Here is a 25,975-nt window from a genome sequence, read left to right as displayed (position 1 = left end):
CGGTCATCAAAACGACTGCGCTCACCGCCAGGTGGGCGCGGCCGGGTGCCCGGAATCGGCATGTACCATGCGTGCGCTGCGGTTCCTGCGCGCCGTCCGCCCTCGCCCGAGTGCAGGCGCAAGGGCTTGTCGTGCACTCAGCGCGCTGAAGGCTCCAGCGTCATCAGCACCACATCGTTGCTGCGCATCGGCACGCGGATCTCCACCACGCCATCGGCGCCGACGTGCACGCGCCGGTCCTGTTCGGGCGTGTCGCGCGTGGCCTGCTGTAGCTGCGCCAGCTGCCGCGGCGCCAGGTCCTTGGGCATGCCCATGTCGATGTACAGCGACAGCGGGTCGTTGCGCCGGTAGCCGGTCTTGCGCACCTGCAGCCGGTACGTGCCGGCCGGCACCTGCGCCAGCCGGAACACCAGCGCTGCGCTGTCGGTGCTGGGTACCTGCCTGGTGTAGAACGGGGTATTGCTCACCGCCTGCACCGGCTGCTGCCAATCCCAGGCCACTGCCGCGATGCGCTGGTCATCCACCGCCGCAAACGCATGCGCATCGCCCAGCGGGATGTCGCGGCCCTTGAGCGCGTGCAGGTACTTGTAGGCGAACCAAGCCGGCTTGCGGATGCCTTCGCGATTCATCAACCCGAAGCCGCCGCGGAAGGGCGTGGGCGGCGGGCCGGGTTCTTCGAACAGATCGGTGTAGGTCCAGTAGCTCATGCCCTGCACCAGGCCTTGCACCTGCTTGAGCTTGGTCAGGATATAGGGCGCGCTGATGTAGCTGTCGTGGACGAAATCGCGCGGCGTGTAGCTGCTGCTCCACTCGGTGAAATACAGCGGCAGATCCGGAAATGGCGAGGCCTGGATCTGCGCGCGCACCCGGCGCACATCGCCGACGATGGCGTCCGGTGATGTCGACAGTTTGACGTCCTGCTTGCCGTGTTCGTCGAGAAAGCCGCCGTCCACGCCATAGGTATGCGTGGTGACGAAATCGATCGGCAGTTTGTTCTTGGCAACATAGGCCAGCAGTTCCGGCACCCAGTCCGCACCGGCGGTGGAGGGGCCGCCGACGCGCAGTTGCGGATCGATCGCCTTGATCGTGCGGGCGGTGTTCGCATACAGCGCGAAGTAGGCCTGCTGGTCGGCGTTTTCCCAGAAATCCTTGAGGTTGGGCTCGTTCCACACCTCGAAATACCACTGCCGCACTTCGTCGGCGCCATAGCGCGCACGGATGTGGCGCACGTACGCATCGATCAGCTGCGTCCACTTGGCCGGGTCCGGATGCGAGGTGTTGCCCTTCCAGTAGAAGAGCGTCTGTTCGGAGGTCTTCATCGCGCCGGGCGTAAAGCCCAACTCGACGAACGGACGGATGCGCTTGGCCAGCAGCGCGTCGTAGAGCTGATCCAGCTTGGTCCAGTCGTAGACGAGTGTGCCGTCGACGTCTTTCACCGTGCCGAGCACGTCATGGAACACGTCGTGGAAACGGATATAGCGAAACCCCAGCTCCTGCACCGCCGGAACCAGCTGCGCCTGGCTGTCGCTGCGGATCAAGGTGCCGGGAAAGTCCGAGCCGATCGACAGGTCGTAGAACCGGTCGACCGGCCCGCCGGCGCTGCCCAGATCCACCTGGATCGTGCGCGGCGCGGCCTCCTGCGCCATGGCAGAGGTCGCCATGCAGACGCTTAGTGCGATTGCCAACAAGATCTTCAGACGCATTGGCGCTCCCGCCGAGGTTGGATCGGGGGAGCGTAACCCAGCTCGGGTCCAGCGCTGCGCACCTCGGGCGCTTGCGTCTTCCTCCTGCGATCGTCGAGTCCCGATGGGGAGGGGTCGCACGCGATCGAATGTGTAAAGGGTGCTTGACAGCTGGCCGCGCCAGGCGCATCGTGCCTGTCAAGTTGACTTGACAGGCTAAGGGAATGCGTCAGCAGCATCGGCAACTGGAATGCATACCGGCGTGGTCGGCGCAGCCGTTGATGCGCGGCGATGTCGGAGTGGGGAGCGGTGGCCTGCCACTGCGTGCATCAATATTCCCGAGGCACGGCGCATGACCGCCTGCAGGCGCAACGCGCTGATAGCGCTCTGCCTGGGCGCTGGCCTGCTCGCCGTCGGCGCGCTCGGGCAATTGCGGCTGCTGCCGCTGAGCGCTTACCTTGCCGGGCTGTGTGCGGGCGTGGGCGTGTCGTGCCTGTTGCTGTCGCTGCTGCTATGGCTGTCGCGTGGCAGCCTGCGCGACAGCACGCGGCCGGTGCTGGCGCGACGCTATCACCGCGAATTCGGCGTGCCGATGGGGTTGTATGTGGTGGTGATGCTGTTCTGGAAGTACCTGCTTGCCCACGTGGATCCGAACTGGGCGCGCGTGCTGATCGCCTTGTTGCCGGCCGTGCTGGTCGCCCTGGTGATCCGCGCGGTGGCGCGCTACGTGCGCGACTCGGACGAGATGCAGCGACGCATCGAGCTGGAGTCGATCGCCATTGCCGCCGGCCTGCTCAGCGGCGCGTATATGACCGGCGGGTTTCTGCAGGCGGCCGAGCTGATCGACATCCCCGCAACGGTGGCGATGTTGTGGGTGTTTCCGATGTTGTGCGCCATCTACGGCATCACCAAAAGCATCAACGCACGACGGTTTCAATGAATAGTCGCGTGCGCGAATTACGCGAGGCCAGTGGCTGGTCGCAAGGCGAGCTGGGCGAGCGGTTGGGCGTGTCGCGGCAGACCATCAATGCGCTGGAGACCGGCAAGTACGATCCCAGTCTGCCGTTGGCGTTTCGCATCGCGCGCTTGTTTGGGGAATCGATCGAGCACGTGTTTCTGTTTGAAGACGGGCAGTAGTCGCAGCGGTCACACCCGACCGGCTGCGGCGTCAGGGGATAGGGAATACCAGGAGAGATGGTGGACATGGTGAAGCAACCCACAGTGGTGGCGGCATTGCTGATCGCGATGCTGGCTGCCGGATGTCAGCGTGCAGACAAGCCTGCCGAAAACGCAGCTGCGGTAACCCAGGCTGGCGCCACTGCGCCCAGTACCGCGCAGTCGCGAGCAGCGAAAACGCAGACCGGCACCGCCGCCGGCACTCGCTACGGCGCATTGCAATTTGCACCGTGCACGCTGAGTTCCGGCAGCGCGGCCGGCAATATCGAGGCGCAATGCGCCAGCCTGCGCGTGCCGGAAAACCCGGCCGCGCCGACCGGGCGCGGCATCGACTTGAAGATCGCCTGGCTGGAAAGCGATGCCGGCGCCGGCAGCACGCCAGATCCGGTGTTTTTCATCGCCGGTGGGCCGGGGCAGTCGGCGACCGAGGTTGCCGCCATCGCCGCGGCTGCATTGCGCGAAGTGCGCAAAAAGCGCGACATCTTTCTGGTCGATCAACGCGGCACCGGGGGATCGCACCCACTACGGTGCGAGACTGCCGATGGCAAGCCGTTGCAGGCCGGCATGGCGTCCAGTCCGGAGGAATTGATGGCCTATGCCCGGCAGTGTGCCGAGGGCTTGCAAGGCCGTGCCGACCCGCGGTACTACACCACCGCCGAAGCCATCGGCGATCTGGATGCCGTCAGAGCCGCCCTGGGCGTGCCACGTATCGACCTGGTCGGTGTGTCGTACGGCACGCGCGTGGCGCAGCACTATGCCAAACGCTACCCCGCACAGACGCGGGCCATCGTGCTCGATGGCGTTGCGCCCAGCGATCTGGTGATCAGCGGTGAGTTTGCACGCACCTTCGAAGACGCACTGATCCTGCAGTCCGAGCAATGCCGTGCCATCGCCGCCTGTCGCGCGCGCTTTCCCACCGATGTGCGCACGCAGCTGCGCACCGTGATGGACCGCTTGAAGACCGAATCGCCGGAGGTGGAGTATCGCGATCTGCGCACCAACGCCATCAAGCGCGATCGGGTGACCGCCGATGCGGTGATCGGCCTGGCCTTTACGTTTTCCTACGCACCGCAGAGCGCTGCCCTGCTGCCGCTGGTGCTGGATGAAGCCGCCGCAGGTCGCTACGCGCCGCTGATGGCTTTGTCGCACATGGACATGCAGATCAACCAGCCCATGCAATGGTCGGTGGTGTGCGCTGAAGATGCCGACCGCTATCATCCGGCACCCGATCACCAGGCGCTGCTGCTGGGCGAGGATGTCCCACGCAGCGTGTTTGCCGCATGCCCTGTGTGGCCCACCGGCAAGCGTGCCGCAGACTTCACCGCACCACTGCGCTCGCAGGTTCCGGCCTTGCTGTTGTCCGGTCAGCTGGATCCGGTCACGCCACCACGCTATGCCGACACCGTGCTCAAGGGACTGCCCAATGGGCGGCATCTGGTTGCGCCCGGCCAGGGACACAGCGTCATGGCGCTGGGCTGCATGCCCAAACTGATGGCGCAGTTCATGGAAACTGCCAACGCCGGTGCGCTGGACGCGCACTGCGTTGCCGATCTCAACAACGTGCCCGCGTTTACCTCGTTCAACGGATGGGAACCATGAGCCGCACCGACCACGCCACGGAGGCGCATGCATGATCGTTGTCGACAACCTGCACAAATCGTTCAAGACCAAGACCGGGCTGGTGAAGGCGGTGGATGGGGTCAGCTTCAGTGCTGCCGATGGCCAGATCACCGGCCTGCTCGGCCCCAACGGCGCCGGCAAGACCACCACCTTGCGCATGCTCTACACGCTGATGTCGCCGGACCAGGGCAGCGTCAGCGTCGATGGCGTGGATGCCGCCCGCGACCCGGTGACGGTGCGCCGCGCGTTGGGCGTGTTGCCGGATGCGCGCGGCGTGTACAAGCGGCTGACCGCGCGCGAGAACATCACCTATTTCGGTGAGCTGCACGGACTGTCGCGCACGCAGATCGCCGAGCGCACGCGGCTGCTGTCGGCCGCGTTGGACATGGACGACATTCTCGATCGTCAGACCGAAGGCTTCAGCCAGGGCCAGCGCACCAAGACCGCGATTGCACGCGCGCTGGTGCACGACCCGCGCAACGTGATTCTCGACGAGCCCACCAACGGGCTGGATGTGATGACCACGCGCGCCATGCGCGGCTTCCTGCAGCAACTGCGGGCCGAGGGGCGTTGCGTGGTCTTTTCCAGCCACATCATGCAGGAGGTGGCGGCGCTGTGCGATCGCATCGTCATCGTCGCCAAGGGCACGGTGGTGGCCTGCGGCAGCGCCGACGAACTGCGCGCTGCCACCGGTGAAGACAATCTGGAAGATGCCTTCGTCAAGGCGATCGGCTCGGACGAGGGACTGCACGCATGAGCACCACATCGTTGTTGTCCACGCTGTGGACGGTACTGCGCAAGGAGTTACGCGATATCGGCCGCGATCGCCGCACGCTGGCATTGGCCTTGCTGCTGTCGCCATTGCTGTACCCGATCCTGATCCTGGGCATGGGCGCACTGAGCGAAAGCCGCGTGCGCACGCAGATCGACAAGCCGCTGGAGATCCCCATGCTCGGCCGCGAGAATGCGCCCAATCTGGTGCGCTTTCTGGCCGCGCAGGGGCTCAACGCGGTCGATGCGCCAGCCGATCTGACCGCCGCAATCCGCAATCAGGATGTGGATGTGGCACTGCGCATCAGCGCCAGCTACGCCGACGATTGGCGCGCCGGGCGACCGGCCCTGGTGGAGGTGATCAAGGACAGCACCCGCCGCGAGGCCGACGTGCCGAGCCTGCGCCTGCAGGCCGCGCTCAGCAGCTATAGCCAGCAGGTCGGTGCACTGCGCCTGCTGGCGCGCGGCATCGATGCGCAGGTGGGCAGGCCGCTGGAAATCGCCGCGCAGGATCTGGCCACCGCCGACGCCAAACGCGGGCAGATGATGGCGATGCTGCTGCCGGTGCTGCTGGTGATCACCTCGTTCCTGGGCGGCGCCTCGCTGATCCTGGATGCCACCGCCGGCGAGCGCGAACGCCAGTCGCTGGAACCCCTATTGGCCACGCCTGCGCCGCGCAGCGCGATTGTCAGCGGCAAGATCGCTGCCGCCTGCGTGATCGGCATGCTGTCGTTGCTGCTGACCTTGCTGGCCTTCAAGGTGAGCGCGCAGCTGTCCACGTCGAACCTGGGCCGCCAGCTCAATGTCGGCGTCGTGCCGATGCTGCAGATGCTGTTCATCCTGGTGCCGATGCTGTTTATCGGCACCTCGCTGCTGACCTATCTGGCCGCCGCCGCCAAGAGCATGAAGGAAGCGCAGGCGCATATGACCTGGCTGTTGCTGCTGCCGATGCTGCCGGGCTATGCGCTGATGGCGTATCCGTTGAAGACGCAGCTATGGCATTTCGCGGTGCCGTTTCTGGCGCAGAACCAGATGCTGCTCAAGGTGATCCGCCACGAGCAGATCGACGCACAGATCTGGGCGGTGTACCTGCTGGCGGGCTTCGGCCTGGCCGCGCTGTTGTGGTACGCGGCAGTGCGGCGCTATCACCAGGAACGGCTGGCGATTTCCGGTTGATGTTCCTTCTCCCCTCGGGAGAAGGTGCCCGAAGGGCGGATGAGGGTACGGATCACCAGGAAACAAAAAGCCCGCATCGCTGCGGCTTTTGTTTGGCGCCCGACATTTGCCGGGAGTGCAGTGCATCGATCATCGGCAGCCATCAGCCATCAGCCATCAGCCATCAGCCAGCAATCAACAAACGATCGACCAATCAAGCGATCAACGACCAAGCAACCAAGCAACCAAGCAATCAAGCAATCAATCAAGCAACCAACAGACTCACTCACTCAGCCGCATGCAGAACGACTCGATCGCCCAACGCCCCACTCAACCGCTCGGGTTGAACGACAGCGTGCGCCGCGTGGTCACCGGTGCGGCCACCGGTTCGAAACGCCAGCGCTTGACCGCATTGAGCGCTTCGCGGTCGAACACGCGCGGCGGAGTGGCACGCAGCACGCGCGAGGCGGTGATCGAGCCGTCGGTGCCGACGGTGATCTCCACCAGCACTTCGCCGGAGGTGCCGGCGCGCAGCGCTTCGGGAGGGTAACGCGGTGCCGGGGTGCTGATCGGGCGCAGCGACTGCGCGGCCGGTGCAGCTGCGGTGGCCGCCGGTGCCGGGCGCGGGGCGGCCGGCACCGGCGCCGGGGTCTCGGCCTGACGGCGCGCGGCGGCCTGGCGTTCGGCCTCGGCGCTCTGCTGGCGGGCGGCTTCCTGTTGCGCGGCGATCTGCTGCGCAGCGGCCGCCTCGCGGGTCTGCTGCTCGGCCAGACGCTTCTGCTCGGCCGCCTGCTTGGCCTTGTCCTCGACCAGCTTCCTGGCCTGCTCGGCATCCTGCTCGGAGCGGCTGGCGGCGGTCTTCATGCCGGTGTCCAGGCCACTCTTCAGGCGCGGCAGTGCCGGTGCCTTCGGGTCCACCTTTTCGATCAGCGCGATCAGGCGCTGCGCCTCGGGGAATTCTTCGCGGCTGATGCCCTGTTCGGCGGCGATCAGCGTGTACGGCAGCAGGTCGGTCAGCGCGCTGTTGACGGTGGCGTCCTGCGGCTGCTTCTCACGCAGGGCCAGGTAGTACTCCACCGCGTTGTCGCCGGCCGGGGCGTACATGCGGTTGTCCTGCAAGGCCTTGGTGGCCGAGGCGCGCAACTGGTCGGCAGCCATCAATTGCACCTGCGGCGACACCGCCGTGGCCGGCGTTGGCGCGGCGGCCGGTGCCGCAGGCGTGGCGCCGGTGGCAGGCGCGGTGGTGGCGGCCTTGTCGTCCTGCCTGGAGCAGGCGGCCAGGCCGACCAACAAAATGACCGGCGCGATCCGGCGTGCCATACGGCCCTGTGTCAGATCCAACATGCGTTCCCCTTACCCCGATTGCAAAAAGATGCTGCGGCGAGCGCCGGCCATTGTTCCCGCAATGGCTGGCAAAGCGGCAATCTAGCATTGCCGGGGCGGTCTAAGCCAAGGGGGGGCGCCTGCCGGGCGCGAAATTCATCGCGTCCCGGTGACCAGCGCCGTGTCGGTCGGCAGCCGCGTTGCCGGCTCCGGCAGCGGTGCCGGGCAATAGCGCCGCAGGAAGTCCGCATGCGCCGGCAGCCGCACCAAGGCAGCATCGACACGCGTGTGGATGGTCTCCAGAAAATGACGGAGCTCGGCATCGCCCATCAGGTCGGCCACCGGGTGATGCTGCTTCGGCGTGATGCCCTGGCCCAGCATCACCTGCACCCAGGAATTTTCCGCAAACAGCTCGTTGGCCTGGTGGAACACCCGCCCGCTCTGGCGGAACAACTCCACCCGATGGCGCAGCGTGTCGGGGATGTCCATCGCCGCGCAATCGCGCCAGAACGGCGTGTCGCGGCGGTCGGTGGCGTGGTAATGCAGGATCACGAAATCGCGGATATGGGTGATTTCGGCGGCGGCCTGGCGGTTGTATTCGGCGATGTCGACATCGTTGATGACCTGCGGAAAGGTCTGCATCAACCGGATGATGCCGCGCTGGATCAGATGGATATTGGTCGATTCCAGCGGCTCCAGAAAGCCGCTGGCCAGCCCCAGCGCCACGCAGTTCTTTTCCCAGACCCGATGCCGCTGATTGGGCGTGAAGCGCAGTGCCCGCGGCTGGCTCAGTGCGCGGCCGCTGAGATTGCGCTGCAGCACCTGCGCGGCGCTGTCCTGGTCCATGTAGCGGCTGGAATACACGATGCCGTTGCCGACCCGGTGCTGCAGCGGAATGCGCCACATCCAGCCCGCCTGATTGGCGCGCGAGCGGGTGTAGGGCACCGGCGCGCCGACCGATTCGGTCTGCACCGCCAGCGCGCTGTCGGCGAACAGCCAGTGCGACCAATCGTCCGTGCCCACGCTCAGCGTCTTGCCGATCAGCAGGCCGGCAAAGCCGGTGCAATCCAGGAACAGATCGCCTTCCACCCGCGTGCCGTTGTCCAGCGTCAGTGCGGTGAGATAGCCGCTGTGCGCATCGGTCTCCACGCTGCCGATGCGGCCTTCGATGCGCTGCACGCCGAAGCCTTCGCTGAAGCGGCGCAGGAAGCGCGCGTACAGGCCGGCATCCAGGTGATAGGCGTAATTCATGCCGCCATTGGGCAGATGCGCAAAGCGGCCTTCCTGCGCGGCACGCAGTTCCAGGCAGTAGTCGCCGAAGTCGCGCGCCACGCCACGCTGCCGGCCCTTCAACCAGAAATGCTGGAAGCCCGCGCTCCAGTGATCGGTGCCGGTGTGGCCGAAGGAGTGGATGTAGTGCCGGTCCACATCGCGCCAATGCTCGAAGCCGATGCCCAGCTTGATGGTGGCCTGGGTGGCGGCCATGAACGCGGCCTCGTCGATCTCCAGCAGGCGATGGAAGGTGACCAGGCTGGGGATGGTGGCTTCGCCCACGCCCACCGTGCCGATCTCGTCCGATTCCACCAGCACGATCTGCAGGTGCCGGCCCAGCACCTTGGATAACGCGGCGGCGGCCATCCAGCCGGCGGTGCCGCCACCGGCGATGACGACGCGGCGCACCGGGCGCTGTTGTGGATCCGCAGGCGTGGTGTCGGTCATGGCATCAGATCCTCAGCGATTCAGGCGTTGCAGCAAGCGCGCGCGCAGGCTGCGGGCACGGGCCTCGTCCATCGGCGCCAGCACGCCGCGCGCAGACTCGGGCATGTGTGCGGCGGTATCCGCGTCGGCATCGAACACGTAATGGTCGAACACGTCCTGCCAGATGGCGCGTTGCTCCGCTGGCAGGTCGCGGAGGGTGAGCAGCGCCAGCATCAGCGCGTTCATCGGCGAATCCATGTAGGCCGGGCTCTGCCGCCACCAGAAATTCACCAGCACGTTGAACGGCGTCAGCGCTTGGACGTGATGCCACCACATGCTGGGAATGAACAGTGCATCGCCCGGTTCCAGCTCGGCCACCAGCGCGTGTTCCAGCGCCTGCGCATAACGCGGAAAGCGCTGCAGGTCCGGCGCGGCGATATCCACCAGGCTGACCGGCTGCCCGGCCGGGGTGAGATCGAGCGGGCCGATATACAGGTTGGCCAGTTGCTGCGGCGGAAACAGCGTGAAGCGGCGGCGCCCGGCGACCACGCAGGCCAGGTTGTCGGGCAGGTCCTGGTGGGCAGCGATGCGGGTGCGGTTGCCGATCCAGATGCTGGCCAGCGGCTGCGCCTGCGGCAGGGCGATGGGGTTGTGCGCGCGCAGGCCGGGCAGGTAGGTGTCCAGCGTGGTGGATCCGACATAGATCGCCGGTGGCTGCGGGTTGTGCAGATCGCGCAGCAAGGTCTCCAGCACCACGCTCAATGGCACCCGCTCGGAGCGGAAATTGAAGCCGCTCATGTCCGCGTTGTAGAAGAAGCGCCCGCCGATGTCCGGCGGGCCGACCTGTGCCACCACCGCCTCGCCGCGATCGAAACCGCGCAGGTAGGCGGCCGCCGCCTGCGCCGAGGTCGCGCCGGCCTGCGCCAGTGGCCAGTCGCGCACCAGCCCGCGCAACACCAGCGGCGTGGTGGAGCGCAGCACGGCCGGGTCCAGCCCGTGCAATTCTTCGATGGCGCGCGGCTCAGCCAGCATGACGGCGCTGCATGCGGTCGAGCAGATGGCGGAACTGCGCAATCGAGGCCACTGCCATGTACAACGGTTCCAGATCGCCATGCCGGTGCAGATCGAGCAAGGCCGCATCGTCGAGTGCGCGCAGGCGTTCTTCGTGCACGGCGTAGAGCCCGGTCAGACGGCATTCCAGGCCGTTCTGCAGCGTGGCCTCGAACACGAACGGTTCGAGCAGGTCGTAGCCAAGCAGGCGTGCGACGAAGGCCTCGCTCGCGGCCAGGCCATCGTGCAAGGTGCGCAACACCTGGCTGATGTGGTCGAGAAATTCGGTGGTGCCGCCATGTTCGCGAAACAGCACCTCGCCTTCGCTGCGGCTGATGCGCGGGCTGTCCAGATCCACGTGCACCATCGGCCCATCCGCCTGCTCGCCGATCAAGAACGGTTGCCGCTGGATCGCCAGCGGCACGTACGGCGCATCCCAGCGCGCGCCGTCCAGGAACAGGTTCTCGCCCACGCGTAATCCCAGCAACGCCAGCGGCTGGAAACTGCGCTCGCCGCTGCGATGGAACACGATCGGGTATTGCGCCTGCAGTTGGCGAAATTCCTGCGGAAAGGTCGCAGCCGACATCACGTCGTCGCCGAAGGCGGCGCCGTGCGCGGTGATCACGCGCAGATCGCGGTGATCGAGATTGTTCAACAACGCGGCATTGGTCATGGGGGGGGCAGATACATCACGCGGGGCGCGTGGCCCATGCTTGGACAGTTGCTTCGACATGGCAAGTCCTGGATGCGACACATCCGGGAAACGCCACGAGAGAGCCGTGCGAGACGCCCCGGCAGACTCACTGCCGGGAGCGCTTAAAAGAACATCACTGCATGACCAACGCGCTGCCTCACCAGAACTTGTAGCGCACGCCCAACATGTAGCGCGGGCCGGTCTGGGTGGCGTAGATGATCTGGTTCGGGTGACGGCCGTGCTGGCGCTGCACCTCGTCGGTGAGGTTGATCGCCTCCAGGCTCAGCGACAGGTTGTCGGTCCACTGGTAGCCGATGCTCAGGTCCAGCTGGCCGTAGGCTTCGGTATAGACCGGATTGGGCTGGCCGCTGCCGTCGAAACGTGCGGCCAGGAACTCGTCGCGCCAGTTGTAGGCCGCACGCACCTGCCACTTGTCCCGGTCGTAGAAGCCGACCACGTTGGCCGAGTCGCTCAGCCCTTCCAGCGCGAACTGCTCGCCGATCACGTAGTTGTTGTAGGTCAGGCCGGAGTCGACCATGGTGTAGTTGGCCGACACGCCGAAGCCGCTGTCGCCGAACATGTGCTGCAGGTTGAATTCCCACCCGTCCAGCGAGGCCGAGCGCTGGTTGGCCGGCGCGGTGATGGCGAAGTTGGCCACCGGGTCGCCCGGCTGCCCGCTGATCACACCGGTGGCATTGCCATTGGAATCGTCCGGCCCGCGCACCACACCCGGCGCACCGCCGCGGTTGCGGAAGATGTAGTTGCGGATGCAGGTCAGGTCGGCCGAAGCGCAGCCGTTGCCCAGCGCTTCGTTCCAGTAAGTGCCGCCCACCGGCGTGTTCAATCCCAGCGAGGAATCGTTGCGCGTGGTCACGCCGATGTAGTTGTCGATGTTCTTGCGGAAGAAGCCCACCGAGGCGTAGCTGGCATCGCTGTAGTACCACTCCAGCGACAGGTCGATGTTGTGCGAGAGCAGCGGCTTGAGGCCGGGATTGCCTTCCTGGCCGGTGCCGCCTTCCAGGCGCGCGATCTGGTTGAGCGTCTGCCCTCCCTGGATATCGCCCCAGCCGGGCCGGCCGATGGTTTCGCCGTAGCTGCCGCGCAACACCAGATCCTCGGTGAGCTTAAAGCTCAGGTCCAGGCTGGGCAGCCAGTACTCGTACTTGCCGCTGCCGCTGGCGAATGCCGAATCAGCCAGGCGGAGCGGCAACTCGTTGTTGGCGACCCAGTCGATGCCCACCGCCACCGGCACCAGCGCCTGTGCGTCCACCTTGGTTTCTTCGTAGCGCACACCGGCGGCCAGACTGATCGGCACACGCAACTCGTCCCAGCTGTTGTTCCACTGCAGGTAGGCGTTCTTGGATTTTTCGGTCACGCGGCGGTCGGTGGTGAACACCGGCGAGGTGCGGTACAGCGCGTCGTCGCCGGCCACCTGCGCGGCGGCCTGGCGGGCGCGTTCGAAGTCGAACAGGAACAGTTGGTTGAACTGCGCCGGATTGCCGCTGCCATCGATCGCATCGAAATACTGCGCGAACGAGCTTGGAATCCACAGATCGTCCGGATAATCGGCCGCGGTGCCGGCACCGCCCCAGGTGTCGCGCTGCACGTTGGAAAATGCCGAGCGGTTCTTGACCTCGGTGCTGCCGATGCCGAACTTCAACTGCGAATAATTTTCGAAGGTGAAGTCGCCGTTGACCTGGGCCTGGTCGATCTCCGACTTCATGTAGCTGTTGCGGAACGCCGAGCCGGTGACCAGCGTGCGTGCCGGATCCAGTCCGGTCAGGCCGAAGCCCAGCTGCTGCTGCAACACCGGGAAATCCTTGCTGAAATCCACCACCGAGGTGCCGCGGTAAAAGCCGGACACGCCCAGCGAATTGCTGGAACCGAACGGACTGTCCGCGCCGGCTTCGGCGGTGGAGCGGTGGATGTCGAAGTTGAGCTTGAACTGGTCGTTGACCGCCCAATCCACGTTGAAGCCCAGCGACTTGTTCTGGTTGCGCGTGGCCGCATTGGAGCCGGCGGTGGCCAGGTCGCTGGTGGCCGGATTGACGATTTCCGAATAGGTGATCGGCCCCGCCACCGGGCCGTTGGTCCAGGCGCTGGCGGAGGGCCCGTAGTTGAACCACACCGACATCTCGTTGCGCTGCTGCTGGATCTTGTTTTCCGAATAGGTGTAATCCAGCGTGGTGGTGACGTTGTCCAGCGGCTTGTACTGCAGCACCAGCTGGCCGTTGGTGCGCTGGCGCTCCACGCCGACCACGCGGTAGTTGAGGTTCTGCGGCACCGAATAGATATCGTTCGGGCCGGGGCGGTTGACGATGTTCTCCGAGCCGGGCGTACCTGGCTGCGGGATAGTGCCGTAGGCGGTGGAATCGCCACGGAACGAGCGCCAGCCGTTGGGCACGCCGACCTGGCTGTAGCCGAAGTCGCGTTCCTGGTAGCTGCCGCTCAGCGATACGCCGAAGCGTCCATCGGCCGAGGTGTTGCTGAAGATGCCGGAGATTTCCGGGGTCAGGGAATCACCTTGCAAACGCCCGGGCAGGTTTTCATTGGAGCTGTCGTGCACGCCCTTGAGGCCGACGTTGGCATGCAGGCCGGGGTTGTCCAGCGGCCGGCTGGTCTTGATGTTGATGGTCGCGCCGATGCCGCCGGTGGGCGTGCTGGCACGGCTGGTCTTGAACACCTCGATGCCGGAGATCGACTCCGACGCCAGGTTGGCGAAGTCGAACGCACGCGAGTTGGAGGCGTTGGATTCCTCGATGCTGGCGCCCGGCATCTGCCGGCCGTTCAACAACACCAGGTTGAAGTCCGGGCCGACGCCGCGCACGGTGACGCGCGAGCCTTCGCCCAGCGAGCGGTCGATCGACACGCCGCTGATGCGTTGCAGCGACTCGGCCAGATTGGTATCGGGGAACTTGCCGATGTCCTCGGCCACGATGCCGTCGACGATGCCCTGCGCATCGCGCTTGACGTTCATCGACGAGGTCAGGCTGCCACGGATGCCGGTGACCTGCACCGCATCGAGCGTGGCCGGATCGGCCTGGCTCGCGCCGGGGACCGTGTATGCGGACTGCGGTGCCGGCGCGGTCTGCGCGGCCAGCGGCGTCGACAGGGCAAACAGCAGGGCAGACGTCAGACGCCGCGTGCGCGGCAGGGTGCGTGGCTCTCTCACGATGATTTCTTCCCCAAGTGAAGATAAGCCGGCCCCAGGCGGGACAGGCGAAGGTCGATGAAACAGTCGTGCATTTGTGAGCGCAGCCTTAACCAAGTCAACTTGCACTGCAGCATCGGCCGCGAGCAATCGCGTCACACATCGTTCCAGTCAGCACCACCGCGAGCGCACGCGCAGGTCGCAGGCTTGGTCGTACCATCGGCGGTCAAGGCACGCGGCTGCGTGCCATCCCCTGCCGAACTGGAGCGCACGATGATCGACCTGTACTACTGGCCCACCCCCAACGGCCACAAGGTCACCTTGTTCCTGGAAGAAGCCGGGCTGGACTACACGCTCAAGCCGGTCAACATCGGCAAGGGCGAGCAGTTCGAACCGGCCTTCCTGCAGATTTCGCCCAACAATAAGATGCCGGCGATCGTCGACCACGCACCGACCGATGGCGGCCCCGCGCAGAGCGTGTTCGAATCCGGCGCCATCCTGCTGTACCTGGCCGAGAAGACCAGCCGCTTCCTGCCGCGCGATGCACGTGGCCGCATCGCCGCGCTGGAATGGTTGTTCTGGCAGATGGGCGGGCTGGGGCCGATGAGCGGCCAGATGGGCCACTTCAACGTCTATGCGCCGGAAAAGATTCCCTACGCGATTGATCGCTACAACGCCGAAGTACGCCGCCTGCATGGCGTGCTCGACAAGCGCCTGGCCGCCTCCGCGTTCCTGGCCGGCCCCGAGTACGGCATCGCCGACATGGCCAGCTATCCCTGGATCGAGGTCTACGCCGACATCCGCCCCGATTACGCCGAGTTCCCGCATCTGAAGCGCTGGCACGACGCCATCGCCGCGCGTCCGGCAACGCAACGCGCCTATGCGCTCAAGGAACAGGTCAACCCCAACGCCGGCAAGCCGCTGGGCGAGGAAGAACGCAAGCACCTGTTCGGCAAGCGCTGCGGCAAAGCAGTAGGCGCGGTTGCGTAACGGTCCGCGCGGCGATAGCGGCGACTATTGCAACGGCGCAACAACAACAGTAAGCAACAACAACAGCAGGCAGCAAGCAGCAATAGCAAGCCAGCATCAGGAGCTCTAGCAGCGGAACGCGCGTGCATCAATCGCGCGCGACACACACCCGGCGCCTCGAGCCCCTCTCCCCCTGGGAGAGGGGTTGGGGGTGAGGGTACGCAAGTGGAGCCAGACCCACCGCCCCCGGAACCTGCGCAGCACGAAATGCGCATGCATCATCCGCAGCGCGCCAACTGCGACCATCAGTCCAAACGCACCTCTGCCCGCTCAAAGCTAAAGCGACGACACCCCCAGCACCACGCTGCAGCACACGCGCACAGCCCTTCATCGCGCACACGCACCATCGCCGCGCTTCTCAAACATCCCCCGCGCCCGCATCCTGTGTGCTATCTCAAGACAGGATCTTCGATGCGCGCCCTGTTCGCCGCCCTTGCCCTCATGCTCAGCACGATCCCCACCGCCCACGCCGAAAAACTCACCCTCGACGCCATCACCGGCCCATTGCCGTTGTCCGGCCCGACGCTGATGAAACCCAAGGTCGCCCCCGACGGTTCGCGCGTGACCTTCCTGCGCGGCAAGGACAGCGACCGTAATCAACTGGATCTGTGGGAATACGACATCGCCAGCGGCCAGACCCGCCTGCTGGTCGATTCCAAGCTTGTGCTACCCGGCACCGAGACGCTCAGCGATGTGGAAAAGGCCCGCCGCGAGCGCCAACGCATCGCCGCCTTCGCCGGCATCGTCGATTACCAATGGGCGCCGGACGCACATGCACTGTTGTTCCCGCTCGGTGGCGAACTGTATCTGTACGACCTGCGCAAGACCGGCAGCGTCTCGGTGCGCCAGCTCACCCACGGTGAAGGCTTCGCCACCGACGCCAAGCTCTCGCCCAAGGGCGGCTTCGTCAGCTTCGTGCGCGCGCGCAACCTGTGGGTGATCGATCTGGCCAGCGGCAAGCAGCTGCAACTCACCCATGATGGCAGCGACACCATCGGCAATGGTGTGGCCGAGTTCGTCGCCGACGAGGAAATGGATCGCCACACCGGCTACTGGTGGGCGCCGGACGATTCGGCAATCGCCTTCGCGCGCATCGACGAATCGGCCGTGCCGATCCAGAAGCGCCCGGAGGTCTACGCCGACCACACCGAGGTGATCGACCAGCGCTATCCGCAGGCAGGCCAGCCCAATGTGGCCGTGCGACTGGGTGTGATCGCGCCACGTGCCAACGCCGCGCCGCGCTGGATCGAGTTGGGCAACAACCCCGATATCTATCTCGCACGGGTGGATTGGCGCGATGCGCAGCGGCTGACCTTCCAGCGCCAGTCGCGCGACCAGAAAACCCTCGAGTTGATCGAAGCCACGCTGGCCAGCGGCAAGCAGCGCGTGCTGATCACCGAGACCTCGCCGACCTGGGTGCCGCTCCACAACGATCTGCGTTTTCTCAAGGACGGCCGCTTTATCTGGAACTCCGAGCGCAGCGGCTACGCGCATCTGTATGTGGCATCGGAAGATGGCCGCACGCTCACGCCGCTGACCTCCGGCGCCTGGGTGGTCGATGCACTGCTCGCCGTCGATGAGCAAGCCGGCACGGTGTATTTTTCCGCTAGCAAGGAATCGCCGACCCAGGCCCATATCTACGCCGTGCCGCTGGCCGGCGGTGCGATCGAAAAACGTTCGACACCCCACGGCACGCACGCTGCCAGCTTCGCGGGCAATGCCAGTGTGTATGTCGATACCTGGTCCAACACCGCCACGCCGCCGCAGATCGAGCTGTTCCGCGCCAATGGCGAAAAAATCGCCACGCTGCTGAAGAACGACCTGGCCGATCCGCAGCACCCTTACGCCAGATACCGCGACGCGCAGCGCCCGGTGGAATTCGGCACGCTCACCGCTGCCGACGGCACCACGCCGCTGCAGTATCGCCTGATCAAACCGGACGACTTCGACCCGTCCAAGCGCTATCCGGTGATGGTGTACGTGTATGGCGGCCCCGCCGCGCAGACCGTGCTCGATGCCTGGCCGAGCCGTGGCGATGCGCTGTTTGACCAGTACCTCGCCCAGCGTGGCTATGTGGTGTTCTCGCTGGACAACCGCGGCACGCCGCGGCGCGGCCGCGCCTTCGGTGGTGCGCTGTACGGCAGGCAGGGCAGTGTCGAAGTGGACGATCAGCTGCAGGGTGTGGCCTGGCTCAAGGCGCAGCGCTGGGTCGATCCCACCCGCATCGGCGTGCAGGGCTGGTCCAACGGCGGCTACATGACGCTGATGCTGCTGGCTAGGCACAGCGAGGCCTATGCCTGCGGCGTGGCCGGCGCACCGGTCACCGATTGGGGCCTGTACGACACCCACTACACCGAGCGGTACATGGACCTGCCGGCCGGCAACGCCGCCGGCTACCGCAACGCACGCATCGCCACCCATCTGGACGGCCTGCGCGCCAAGCTGCTGCTGATCCACGGCATGGCCGACGACAACGTGCTGTTCACCAACTCCACCGCGCTGATGAGCGACCTGCAGCAGCGCGGTACCACTTTCGAATTGATGACCTATCCCGGCGCCAAGCACGGCTTGTCCGGCAGCACCGCCTTGCATCGCTACAAGACCGCGGAGGCCTTCATCCAGCGCTGCCTGATGCCCTGAGCGGTCGGCGATCGGGTGCAGGGGATGCGTTAACTGCAGCGGTAAGGTGGCTGCCGCTGCCGGGTATCGGCGACATCGGCGATGTTGGTGGGGCTGTGGTCTTGCTCACCGCGGACATCATCCGCCGTCGCTTACCGACACCTGGCCTACAAGGACGTTGCCATGTCATCGCCGCCACCGATTCCCACTGCATCGCCTCGCACGCTGCAATCGCCCAACGTCTGCAGCTTGGTAACGGGCCCGCAAGCGCCGCCGCACTCCTGCCGACCATGACCTAAGACGCATTGCCGCAGCCGCTGCGGATGGGTAGGGTCGCGCTACCCAACTTGCGGATCCGCCCCATGAAACCACTCGTTCTCGCCATTGCGCTGGCGCTCGGTGCTTCGCTGCCATTGCAGGCACAGACCGGCAAAACCGCGCAGGCCCAACCTGCCACGCCGGCCTGGGTACAGACCAGCAACGGCGACGCGCAGATCCTGCTGAACGCGCAGGCGCCGTTCCAGCCTGAATATGCCAGCTTCTTCGGCGTGCCCGGCTACGACGACCAGGTCATCGACCTGGGGCCCAACAATGCCGCGCGCTACCGCGATGCGATGAACAAGGCGCGCGCCGCGTTGCAGGCCAAGCTGGCGACCGAGCGCGACATCAATGTGCGCCAGGACCTGCAGATCATGATCGGTGCGGCCGAACAGAACATCGAAGGCAGCCAGCTCAACGAGCGCTACCTGCTGCCGTGGAACGACGCGCCGCAGTTGGTCTTCAGCGGCCTCAATGGATTGCTGTCCGACCAGACCGTGCCCGAGCGCCGCGCCAAGGCGCTGGATCGCCTCAAGCGTTACGTCGGCCTGGTGCCGGGGAGCACGCCGACCACCACGCTGGCCCGCCAGCGCTACGAGGAACAGCTTGGCAATAAGGCCTTGCTGCAGCCCACCGAGCGCGAAGTGGAGCAGGCGCTGGCGAACGTGGACACCTATGTCGCCGGCATCGGCGAGTTGTTCGCCAAGTACAAGATCGCCGGCGCCGACGAAGCGCTCAAGGCGATGTCCACCCAGTTGAAGGAATACGCCAACTGGACCCGCACCACGGTGCTGCCGAAGGCGCGCAAGGACACCCGCCTGCCCGAGCCGCTGTATGCCTTCCAGCTCAAGCAGGTCGGCATCGACATCGCTCCACAGCAGCTGATCCAGCGCGCACAGCTGGAATTCATGGAAACGCGCTCGGCGATGCGTCAGCTGGCGCCGCTGGTGGCCAAGGCCAAGGGCGTGCAGGGCAGCGATTACGTGCAGGTGATCCGCGCGCTCAAGGGCAACAAGATCGCCGACGACCAGCTGGAAACCCACTACCGAGGCGTGATCGACCAGATCGACCCGATCATCCGTCAACAGCGCATCGTCGATGTGCCCAACCGCCCGATGCAGATGCGCCTGGGCAGTGCGGCCGAAAGCGCCGCGCAACCGGCGCCGCACTTCCTGCCGGCCCCGCTGATCGGCAATACCGGTCAGCAGGGCCAGTTCGTGCTGCCGCTGGGCAACCCGACCGCTGACGGCGCCAAGAAGGAGCAGTACGACGACTTCAACTTCGGCTCGGCCGCCTGGACGCTCAGCGCGCATGAAGGCCGCCCCGGCCACGAGCTGCAGTTCACCGCCATGGTCGAACGCGGCGTATCGCTGGCGCGCAGTCTGTTCGCGTTCAACTCGGTCAACGTCGAAGGCTGGGCGCTGTATGCCGAAGCCGAAATGGTCCCGTACGAGCCGCTCGACGGCCAGCTGATCGCCTTGCAGTTCCGCCTGCTGCGCGCCGCGCGCGCCATGCTCGACCCGATGCTCAACCTCGGCCTGATCGACCGCGACCGCGCACGCCAGGTACTCGAAGACGACCTCGGCCTCTCGCCCGCCATGACCCGCCAGGAGCTGGACCGCTACACCGTCCGCGCGCCCGGCCAGGCCGGTAGCTACTTCTACGGCTACACCCGAATCCTGGAACTGCGCATGCGCACTGAGCTGGTTCTAGGCAAAAAGTTCGACCGCCTGGCCTTCAACAACTTCCTGCTCGACCAGGGCCTGCTGCCGCCGGACCAGCTGGCCAAGGCGGTGGAGACGCAGTTCATCCCGGCACAGCAGGGCAAGCGCTAAGCCACTCGAGACTGCGTAACGCATCAGGGCACGATGGAGCTTCAATCAGCCAACCATCGCGCCTTGATGCAGAGCTGCCTTTTCAAATGCTTTCCAATCCTTGGAGTCGCCTCAGGGCGTTGGAGGCGGCACCTCTTGCGCCGCGCGCTGCGGTGCCCCCGCCGGCACCCAGATCGCCATGCCGGCCGCGCGCTTCTGGGTGGTCGGGATGCCGATGCCCAGGCCGCCGCCGACGCGGCCGCCGTAGCTGCCGCCGCCCACCGACAGGCCGCCGCCGGAGCGTTCCGAGCCCACGCCGACGATGACCACGCCGTTGGCGCCGAGCTTGGCGGCTTCGCGCTTGAGCCGTTGCACGGCTGCATCGGTCTGGCCCTGGGTGCCGAAACCGGCAGCGCTGGTGGATTCGAGCTGGGCGATCTCCACCGAGCCGACCGGTGCATTGGAGTACACCTGCACCTGCGCCGGGTCGATCGGCACGCGCGCCTGGCCCAGCATCACCTTGGAACTGCTGGCACAACCGGCCAGGAGCATGGCGAGCGCAGCGGCGATGACGGCATGCTTGTTCATGATGTGGGCCCTGTTGACGACGATGGTGGCGATGATCCGGCGCCCGGACTGAATCGCTCCGGACTTTGCCGCACCCTAGCCATGCCCACGTGAGGCTACCGCCAAACCGCCATTGGTCAGGGTGACCATCTGCCCACAGCGTCTTGGCGGGCGCGGCGCTAAGCTCATGCCATTCTTTAGATACGAGGTGGCACGTGGGATTGATCAGCCTGCTGTGGGGCATTGTGGCGCTGCTGTGGATGGTGCTGGCCTTCATCCCGTTGCTGGGCTGGGGCAACTGGTTCCTGATCCCGTTTGCGGCGGTGGGCGCGCTGATTGCGGCGATCGCGCTGCTGTTCACCTCGGCCGGCAATCGCGGGCGTGCCAAGACCGGTCTGCTGCTCAACGGCCTGGTGATCGTGGTCGGGGTGATCCGCCTGAGCCTGGGCGGCGGCGTGATCTAGCGCGCGGCGGCGTCAAAGCAGGTCGCGCGAGCCGGAAGCGCCTTGCACCGGCTGGCGATGAAGAAGGTCGCTGCGTGACACCGCCGCCATCCGGACGCGTTCACTATGGGGCGAGCCGACCGTGTGCCCCGGCGAATCACGCTGGCATGAATCGCGGCGCGCTCCTGTCCGTTGCAGCGCTGCGACACTGCGTCGCAGCGCGTCCGGCGGCGGATGGCGGGCGTAAACTTGCCGGCTGCCGACAGGAGCCCACGATGGCCCATCCCCACTACCGTCCCCGCCGCATGCGCCACGATGCGTTTTCGCGGCGCCTGATGCGCGAAAACACGCTGACCACCGACGACCTGATCTGGCCGGTGTTCGTGCATGAATTGTCCGGCCGTGCGCCGATCGCCTCGATGCCGGGCGTGGAGCGTCTGTCGCTGGACGACTTGCTGCGCGAAGCCGAAGCGGCCCTGGAACTGGGTATCCCGGTGATCGACCTGTTCCCGGTGATCGACCCGGCCGGCAAGAGCCTGGACGCGGCCGAGGCCTGGAATCCGGACGGCCTGGCACAGCGTGCGGTACGTGCGCTCAAGGCGCGCTTTCCCGAACTCGGCATCATGACCGACGTGGCGCTGGACCCGTACACCACGCACGGCCAGGACGGCCTCATCGACGCCAAGGGCTATGTGCTCAACGAGATCACCGTCGAGGCGCTGGTCAGGCAATCGCTGTCGCACGCCGAAGCCGGTGTGGACATCATCTCGCCCTCGGACATGATGGATGGCCGCATCGGTGCGATCCGCCGCGCGCTGGATGCGCAGGACCATCTCAACGTGCGCATCATGGCCTACTCGGCCAAGTACGCCTCGGCGTTCTACGGTCCGTTCCGCGATGCGGTCGGCAGCGCCGGCAATCTCGGCAAGGCCGACAAGACCACCTATCAGATGGATCCGGCCAACAGCGACGAGGCGATGCGCGAGATCGCGCTGGACCTGGAAGAGGGCGCCGACATGGTGATGGTCAAGCCGGGCATGCCGTATCTGGATGTGGTGCGGCGGGTGAAGCAGGAATTCCGCGTGCCCACCTTCGCCTATCAGGTCAGCGGCGAGTACGCGATGCTCAAGGCCGCCGCCGCCAATGGCTGGCTGGACGAGCGTCGTTGCGTGCTGGAAGCGCTGATGGCATTCAAGCGCGCCGGCGCCGATGGCGTGCTGACCTATTTCGCCCCCCAGGTGGCGCGTTGGTTGCGGGAAGGCTGAGTAGAGGGATGCGGTGGTGTGATGCCTGGCAGGCGGGGAATCGGCGCTTGCAGGCTTGGCTTGATGCGATGGAAACACAATGATCCCCGCGGGCCGCGTTCTTTCGCGGCCCGCGCTTGGTGCAGAGCGCGGCAATCGCCTGATGAGCGAGGAGGTTGCGACGCAGACAGCTTTGGCCAGGCTGATTTCCGCGGATCAGCAGGCACCGGCGGTGCGGCAATGATCAAGCGATAACCGATCGCGACGTCATCGCATTGCGTCAGGCGGCGTGCCGCATATCCGCATCGACCACGCCCTGCAGGTTGCCGACCTGCACGCTGACCCGCGCGCTCTTGTCGCTGATGGCGTAGGCGTGAGCCTCGAAAATCCCACGCAAACTGCGATAACGATTCTCATCTACAATAGCGGACCCCACTGTTTCAGGCTGTTCGCGCGTGCTCAAGACCGTCCTGTTCCAACTGCACTGGCTGCTCGGCATCACGGCCGGGCTGGTGCTGTCGGTAATGGGGCTGACCGGCGCGTTGATGTCCTTCGAGAACGAGATCGTGCGGTTGGCCAACCCGGCGATCGCACAGCTGGCGCAGCGGCATGCGGCAGGCGAGCGGCCATTGCCGGTGGATGTGCTGCTGCGTCGGCTCGACCTGGATCAACAGCAGGCAGTCACGCGCATGCTGATCGATCCGACCGGCAAGCGTCCGTCCACCGCACGCCTGGCCGGCAAGGGGGGCGGGCGGGTGTATTTCGACCCGTATACCGGCGACAAGGCCGCCGCTCCGCGGTTGAGCGGCGCGTTTGCCTTCATCGAGGATCTGCATCGCCATCTGGCGGCCGGCAAGCGCGGCCAGGCAGTGACCGGTGCCAGCACCCTGATCCTGTTGTTCTTCTGCGCCTCCGGCCTGTATCTGCGTTGGCCGCGACGCTGGTGGAGCCTGCGCACCTGGTGGGCGGTGGAATGGCGACGACAGGGGCGCAGCTTTCTGTGGAGCCTGCACGCGGTGTTCGGCACCTGGTGCCTGCTGGTGTATCTGCTGGTGGCGCTGACCGGGCTGACCTGGTCCTACCCCTGGTACCGCGACGGCATGGTGGCCTTGCTCGGCACCGAGCCGGCGATGCGCGGCGACGGGCGCGATCACCGCCCCGCCACGGTGAATTTCGCGGGCGTGCAGCGCACCCTGGATGCCATCCCGGCCACGCACAGCACCGCATTGGACCTGCGCATCCCGCCGCGTGCGGGTCAACCGCTGAGCGCGCGGTTCCTGCCCGACCATCCCGACCACGATCGCGCCTACGACAATCTGGAAATCGAGCCGGGCAGCGGTGCGTTGCTGCGTCGCCAGGACTATGCGCTGCTGCCGCGTGGCCAGCAGCTGCTGGTCAGCATGTTCCCGCTGCATTCGGGCAGTTTCTTCGGGCTGCCGGGCCGCATCGTGGTGATGCTGGCCAGTGTCGGCATGTCGGTGTTCTTCGTGACCGGCTGGATGCTATATCTGGATCGCCGCCGCAAGAAGCGCGAGCTGCGTGCCGCGCGCGATGTCCTGCACGGTGCGCCGGCGGCGTCGCAGGCCGAGCCGTGGTTGATCGGGTTCGCCAGCCAGAGCGGGTTTGCCGAGCGGCTGGCCTGGCAGGCGGCCGGGCATCTGCAGGCCGCCGGTCTGCCGGTGCAGGTGCGCTCGCTGGCACAGCTCACCGCGCAGCATCTGCAGGGCACCCGGCATGCCTTGTTCGTGGTCAGCACTTTTGGCGATGGCGAGCCGCCCGACACCGCACGCGGCTTCGAGCGCGAACTGTTGCGTCAGCGCATGACGCTGTCACAGCTGACCTATGCCGTGCTGGCCCTGGGCGATCGCCAGTACGCGCAGTTCTGCGGGTTTTCGCGACGCATCGAGCAGTGGCTGCAGGCGCAGGGCGCGCAGCCGCTGTTTCCGGCAGTGGAGATGGACAACACCGATCCGCAGGCCCTGGCGCAATGGCATGCGCAATTGGCGCAGATTGCCGGCGCGCCGGTGGCCGCCGTGCCGCTGGCCCGCCCGACGTTGCTGCACTGGACGTTGTCGGCGCGCAAGCATCTGAACCCGGGCAGCGAGGGCGCCCCGATCTGGCAGATCGATCTGCTGCCACTGTCCGGTGCGCAGTGGCAGGCCGGCGACATTCTCGAAGTGCAGCCGGCGCATGCCTACACCCACGTCCGCGCGTGCCTGGCCGCCTGGGGGCTGCCGCCCGACGCGCTGGTGCATGTCGATGCGCAGCTGCTGCCGCTGCAGCAGGCCGTCGCCGAGCGCGTGCTGCCGGAGCCGCCCACGCGCCCGCCAACGCCGCATCCGGATCCACAGACGTGGCTGGATGCCTGCGCCTGGCTGCCGACCCGCGACTACTCGCTGGCCAGCGTGCCGGCCGATGGCGTGGCGACCGCGGTGGTGCGCCTGACCACAGGCGCCGATGGCAGCCCCGGCCTGGGCTCGGGCTGGCTGATCTGCCACGCACCCGTCGGTGGACAGATACGCGCGCGGTTGCGCACCAATCCTGGCTTCCATCGCATCGAACAGGCGCCGATGGTGTTGATCGGCAACGGCACCGGTATCGCCGGCTTGCGCGCCCTGCTGCGCGAGGCCGAACTGGCCGGCGTGCACGGGCATTGGCTGCTGTTCGGCGAACGGCAGGCCGCGCACGATGGTCTGTTTGCCGACGAACTCCAGGCCTGGCACGCGCGTGGCCATCTGCAGCAGCTGGACCGGGTGTTCTCGCGCGACCAGGCGCACAAGCGCTACGTGCAGCATCACCTGCGCGAAGCCGGCGACGCCGTGCGCCACTGGATCGATCGCGGTGCGGTGATCCATGTCTGCGGCAGCCTGGACAGCATGGCGCGTGAGGTCGATGCCACGCTGCGCGAACTGCTGGGCGAGACGCGGCTGGAGGCGCTGACCGCGGCGGGGCGTTACCGGCGCGATGTGTATTGAGCGGGGTCATGACCGCTGCATCGCTGGGTTGGCGCGCTAACAAATCTAGCGCGCAGTCGTCAGACGTGGCGCGGATGGCGTGTAGGAACCGCGGTGAACGAGGTTTACATGCTGTTTCCTAGCGCGACTGCGCCCGTCCTGCAGTGAGAGCGGTGGTGTTTGTTGGCTGCACCTTGCTGGATGCAGTCGAGAGCCTGGTTGGTCGAGGGCGCGATGCCCTCACCACTTCCGGGACACGCCGTGAATCCGTCCATGGAGGCTCCTTGGCGGCATCCATGCCGCCAAGGGTCCCGGAACCGGTAAGGACAGCACGCCTGCCAAGTTGGTCGTGCGCTGATGGAACTGCAAAAAGCGAGATGACTTAACGCAGCGGCCTAGCCGCTTGTATGCATGACTGCATGGCAATGTAGCGATAGAGGAAAACCCAATCGCCTCACACTGCCTGCATCCCACGGAAAGCGCTGTTGGAAATCAGACCACGTCAGCCAGATCAAAAGGAGCAAGGAACTACCGCTGCGTCTGACCCACCGGCCGCTGCTCCTGCTGCTGACCATGCACACCGACCATCCCGACTGGTCCTTGCCCGCTCACCGTCGCGGGACCTTACGCGGCATGGATGCCGCGTAAGAGCCTTATCTGTTCGGAT

Annotated in this window: 19 protein-coding genes; 11 read left to right on the top strand and 8 right to left on the bottom strand. The window is 66.1% G+C overall.

The window, feature by feature from the left end; genetic code table 11:
* Positions 1 to 137 precede the first annotated feature (137 nt).
* Positions 138 to 1,703 (bottom strand): GH39 family glycosyl hydrolase, encoded by a 1,566-nt coding sequence (locus tag LL972_RS14950; protein WP_228328258.1) that lies wholly within the window; start codon positions 1,701 to 1,703, stop codon positions 138 to 140.
* A 331-nt stretch (positions 1,704 to 2,034) separates the two neighbouring features.
* Between LL972_RS14950 and LL972_RS14945 the strand changes: the two genes are divergently transcribed.
* Genes LL972_RS14945 through LL972_RS14925 form a run of 5 tightly spaced genes read left to right on the top strand, consistent with a single transcriptional unit; the run spans position 2,035 to position 6,425 of the window.
* Positions 2,035 to 2,622: a hypothetical protein gene (locus LL972_RS14945; RefSeq protein WP_228328257.1), complete on the top strand. Its 588-nt coding sequence runs from the start codon at positions 2,035 to 2,037 to the stop codon at positions 2,620 to 2,622.
* Positions 2,619 to 2,819, top strand: coding sequence for a helix-turn-helix transcriptional regulator (locus LL972_RS14940; protein WP_006449488.1), 201 nt, complete (start codon positions 2,619 to 2,621; stop codon positions 2,817 to 2,819). Before LL972_RS14945 ends, LL972_RS14940 begins: the two co-directional genes overlap by 4 nt.
* A gap of 60 nt (positions 2,820 to 2,879) precedes the next feature.
* Positions 2,880 to 4,457 carry an alpha/beta hydrolase gene (locus tag LL972_RS14935; RefSeq protein WP_228328256.1) on the top strand — a complete coding sequence of 526 codons (1,578 nt, stop codon included), beginning with the start codon at positions 2,880 to 2,882 and terminating at the stop codon, positions 4,455 to 4,457.
* Between the two features lie 31 nt (positions 4,458 to 4,488).
* Entirely contained in the window at positions 4,489 to 5,235 is a 747-nt protein-coding gene (locus LL972_RS14930; protein ID WP_228328255.1) for an ATP-binding cassette domain-containing protein, read from the top strand.
* Positions 5,232 to 6,425 (top strand): ABC transporter permease, encoded by a 1,194-nt coding sequence (locus LL972_RS14925; RefSeq protein WP_228328254.1) that lies wholly within the window; start codon positions 5,232 to 5,234, stop codon positions 6,423 to 6,425. Before LL972_RS14930 ends, LL972_RS14925 begins: the two co-directional genes overlap by 4 nt.
* A gap of 309 nt (positions 6,426 to 6,734) precedes the next feature.
* On the opposite strand, the gene LL972_RS14920 is transcribed toward LL972_RS14925, so the two are convergent.
* The 5 genes from LL972_RS14920 to LL972_RS14900 form a co-directional block, all read right to left on the bottom strand.
* Entirely contained in the window at positions 6,735 to 7,748 is a 1,014-nt protein-coding gene (locus LL972_RS14920) for an energy transducer TonB (protein ID WP_228328253.1), read from the bottom strand.
* Positions 7,749 to 7,883: 135 nt separating this feature from the next.
* The gene (locus LL972_RS14915) at positions 7,884 to 9,446 is read right to left on the bottom strand and encodes a tryptophan halogenase family protein (protein ID WP_228328252.1); all 1,563 of its coding nucleotides are present in this window, start codon (positions 9,444 to 9,446) and stop codon (positions 7,884 to 7,886) included.
* Between the two features lie 12 nt (positions 9,447 to 9,458).
* Positions 9,459 to 10,457, bottom strand: a complete 999-nt coding sequence (locus LL972_RS14910; protein WP_228328251.1) for a cupin-like domain-containing protein — start codon at positions 10,455 to 10,457, stop codon at positions 9,459 to 9,461.
* On the bottom strand, positions 10,447 to 11,148 hold the full coding sequence (locus LL972_RS14905) for a SapC family protein (RefSeq protein ID WP_228328281.1): 702 nt from the start codon (positions 11,146 to 11,148) through the stop codon (positions 10,447 to 10,449). The genes LL972_RS14910 and LL972_RS14905 overlap by 11 nt, the downstream gene beginning before the upstream one ends.
* A 178-nt stretch (positions 11,149 to 11,326) precedes the next feature.
* Positions 11,327 to 14,341 carry a TonB-dependent receptor gene (locus LL972_RS14900; protein ID WP_228328250.1) on the bottom strand — a complete coding sequence of 1,005 codons (3,015 nt, stop codon included), beginning with the start codon at positions 14,339 to 14,341 and terminating at the stop codon, positions 11,327 to 11,329.
* 252 nt (positions 14,342 to 14,593) lie between these two features.
* On the opposite strand from LL972_RS14900, the gene LL972_RS14895 reads away from it, so the two are divergent.
* The 3 genes from LL972_RS14895 (at position 14,594) to LL972_RS14885 (ending at position 20,121) form a co-directional block, all read left to right on the top strand.
* A complete protein-coding gene (locus tag LL972_RS14895) occupies positions 14,594 to 15,310 on the top strand; it encodes a glutathione binding-like protein (protein WP_228328280.1) in 717 nt (238 codons plus the stop codon).
* Positions 15,311 to 15,760: 450 nt separating this feature from the next.
* Complete coding sequence (locus LL972_RS14890) at positions 15,761 to 17,989, top strand: S9 family peptidase (RefSeq protein WP_228328249.1); 2,229 nt, start codon at positions 15,761 to 15,763, stop codon at positions 17,987 to 17,989.
* Positions 17,990 to 18,330: 341 nt separating this feature from the next.
* Entirely contained in the window at positions 18,331 to 20,121 is a 1,791-nt protein-coding gene (locus LL972_RS14885) for a DUF885 domain-containing protein (protein ID WP_228328248.1), read from the top strand.
* A 111-nt stretch (positions 20,122 to 20,232) separates the two neighbouring features.
* Here the strand turns inward: LL972_RS14885 and LL972_RS14880 are convergent, their stop codons facing one another.
* Complete coding sequence (locus LL972_RS14880; protein WP_228328247.1) at positions 20,233 to 20,688, bottom strand: hypothetical protein; 456 nt, start codon at positions 20,686 to 20,688, stop codon at positions 20,233 to 20,235.
* Between the two features lie 200 nt (positions 20,689 to 20,888).
* Between LL972_RS14880 and LL972_RS14875 the strand changes: the two genes are divergently transcribed.
* Both LL972_RS14875 and hemB read left to right on the top strand, forming a co-directional pair.
* The gene (locus LL972_RS14875; protein WP_005989387.1) at positions 20,889 to 21,131 is read left to right on the top strand and encodes a hypothetical protein; all 243 of its coding nucleotides are present in this window, start codon (positions 20,889 to 20,891) and stop codon (positions 21,129 to 21,131) included.
* Between the two features lie 254 nt (positions 21,132 to 21,385).
* Positions 21,386 to 22,375 carry a porphobilinogen synthase gene (hemB, locus tag LL972_RS14870; RefSeq protein ID WP_104584204.1) on the top strand — a complete coding sequence of 330 codons (990 nt, stop codon included), beginning with the start codon at positions 21,386 to 21,388 and terminating at the stop codon, positions 22,373 to 22,375.
* A 259-nt stretch (positions 22,376 to 22,634) separates the two neighbouring features.
* Here hemB and LL972_RS14865 read toward each other — a convergent pair whose 3' ends face one another.
* Positions 22,635 to 22,817 carry a hypothetical protein gene (locus LL972_RS14865; RefSeq protein ID WP_228328246.1) on the bottom strand — a complete coding sequence of 61 codons (183 nt, stop codon included), beginning with the start codon at positions 22,815 to 22,817 and terminating at the stop codon, positions 22,635 to 22,637.
* Between LL972_RS14865 and LL972_RS14860 the strand changes: the two genes are divergently transcribed.
* Positions 22,810 to 25,329, top strand: a complete 2,520-nt coding sequence (locus LL972_RS14860) for a PepSY domain-containing protein (protein WP_228328245.1) — start codon at positions 22,810 to 22,812, stop codon at positions 25,327 to 25,329. The two genes, LL972_RS14865 and LL972_RS14860, sit on opposite strands and share 8 nt — an antisense overlap.
* Positions 25,330 to 25,975: the final 646 nt, after the last annotated feature.

It is taken from the genome of Xanthomonas campestris pv. asclepiadis, assembly GCF_020784175.1.
GTDB classification, from domain to species: domain Bacteria; phylum Pseudomonadota; class Gammaproteobacteria; order Xanthomonadales; family Xanthomonadaceae; genus Xanthomonas; species Xanthomonas campestris_D.
This window is presented reverse-complemented; position numbering and strand designations above follow the sequence as displayed.

Excerpts from the sequence above, each read along its gene's own strand:
- LL972_RS14945 (WP_228328257.1), top strand. The coding sequence starts at position 2,035 with ATGACCGCCTGCAGGCGCAACGCGCTGATAGCGCTCTGCCTGGGCGCT.
- LL972_RS14915 (WP_228328252.1), bottom strand. The coding sequence starts at position 9,446 with ATGACCGACACCACGCCTGCGGATCCACAACAGCGCCCGGTGCGCCGC.
- LL972_RS14940 (WP_006449488.1), top strand. The coding sequence starts at position 2,619 with ATGAATAGTCGCGTGCGCGAATTACGCGAGGCCAGTGGCTGGTCGCAA.
- LL972_RS14905 (WP_228328281.1), bottom strand. The coding sequence starts at position 11,148 with ATGACCAATGCCGCGTTGTTGAACAATCTCGATCACCGCGATCTGCGC.
- LL972_RS14950 (WP_228328258.1), bottom strand. The coding sequence starts at position 1,703 with ATGCGTCTGAAGATCTTGTTGGCAATCGCACTAAGCGTCTGCATGGCG.
- hemB (WP_104584204.1), top strand. The coding sequence starts at position 21,386 with ATGGCCCATCCCCACTACCGTCCCCGCCGCATGCGCCACGATGCGTTT.
- LL972_RS14890 (WP_228328249.1), top strand. The coding sequence starts at position 15,761 with ATGCGCGCCCTGTTCGCCGCCCTTGCCCTCATGCTCAGCACGATCCCC.
- LL972_RS14885 (WP_228328248.1), top strand. The coding sequence starts at position 18,331 with ATGAAACCACTCGTTCTCGCCATTGCGCTGGCGCTCGGTGCTTCGCTG.
- LL972_RS14925 (WP_228328254.1), top strand. The coding sequence starts at position 5,232 with ATGAGCACCACATCGTTGTTGTCCACGCTGTGGACGGTACTGCGCAAG.
- LL972_RS14920 (WP_228328253.1), bottom strand. The coding sequence starts at position 7,748 with ATGTTGGATCTGACACAGGGCCGTATGGCACGCCGGATCGCGCCGGTC.
- LL972_RS14930 (WP_228328255.1), top strand. The coding sequence starts at position 4,489 with ATGATCGTTGTCGACAACCTGCACAAATCGTTCAAGACCAAGACCGGG.
- LL972_RS14910 (WP_228328251.1), bottom strand. The coding sequence starts at position 10,457 with ATGCTGGCTGAGCCGCGCGCCATCGAAGAATTGCACGGGCTGGACCCG.
- LL972_RS14880 (WP_228328247.1), bottom strand. The coding sequence starts at position 20,688 with ATGAACAAGCATGCCGTCATCGCCGCTGCGCTCGCCATGCTCCTGGCC.
- LL972_RS14895 (WP_228328280.1), top strand. The coding sequence starts at position 14,594 with ATGATCGACCTGTACTACTGGCCCACCCCCAACGGCCACAAGGTCACC.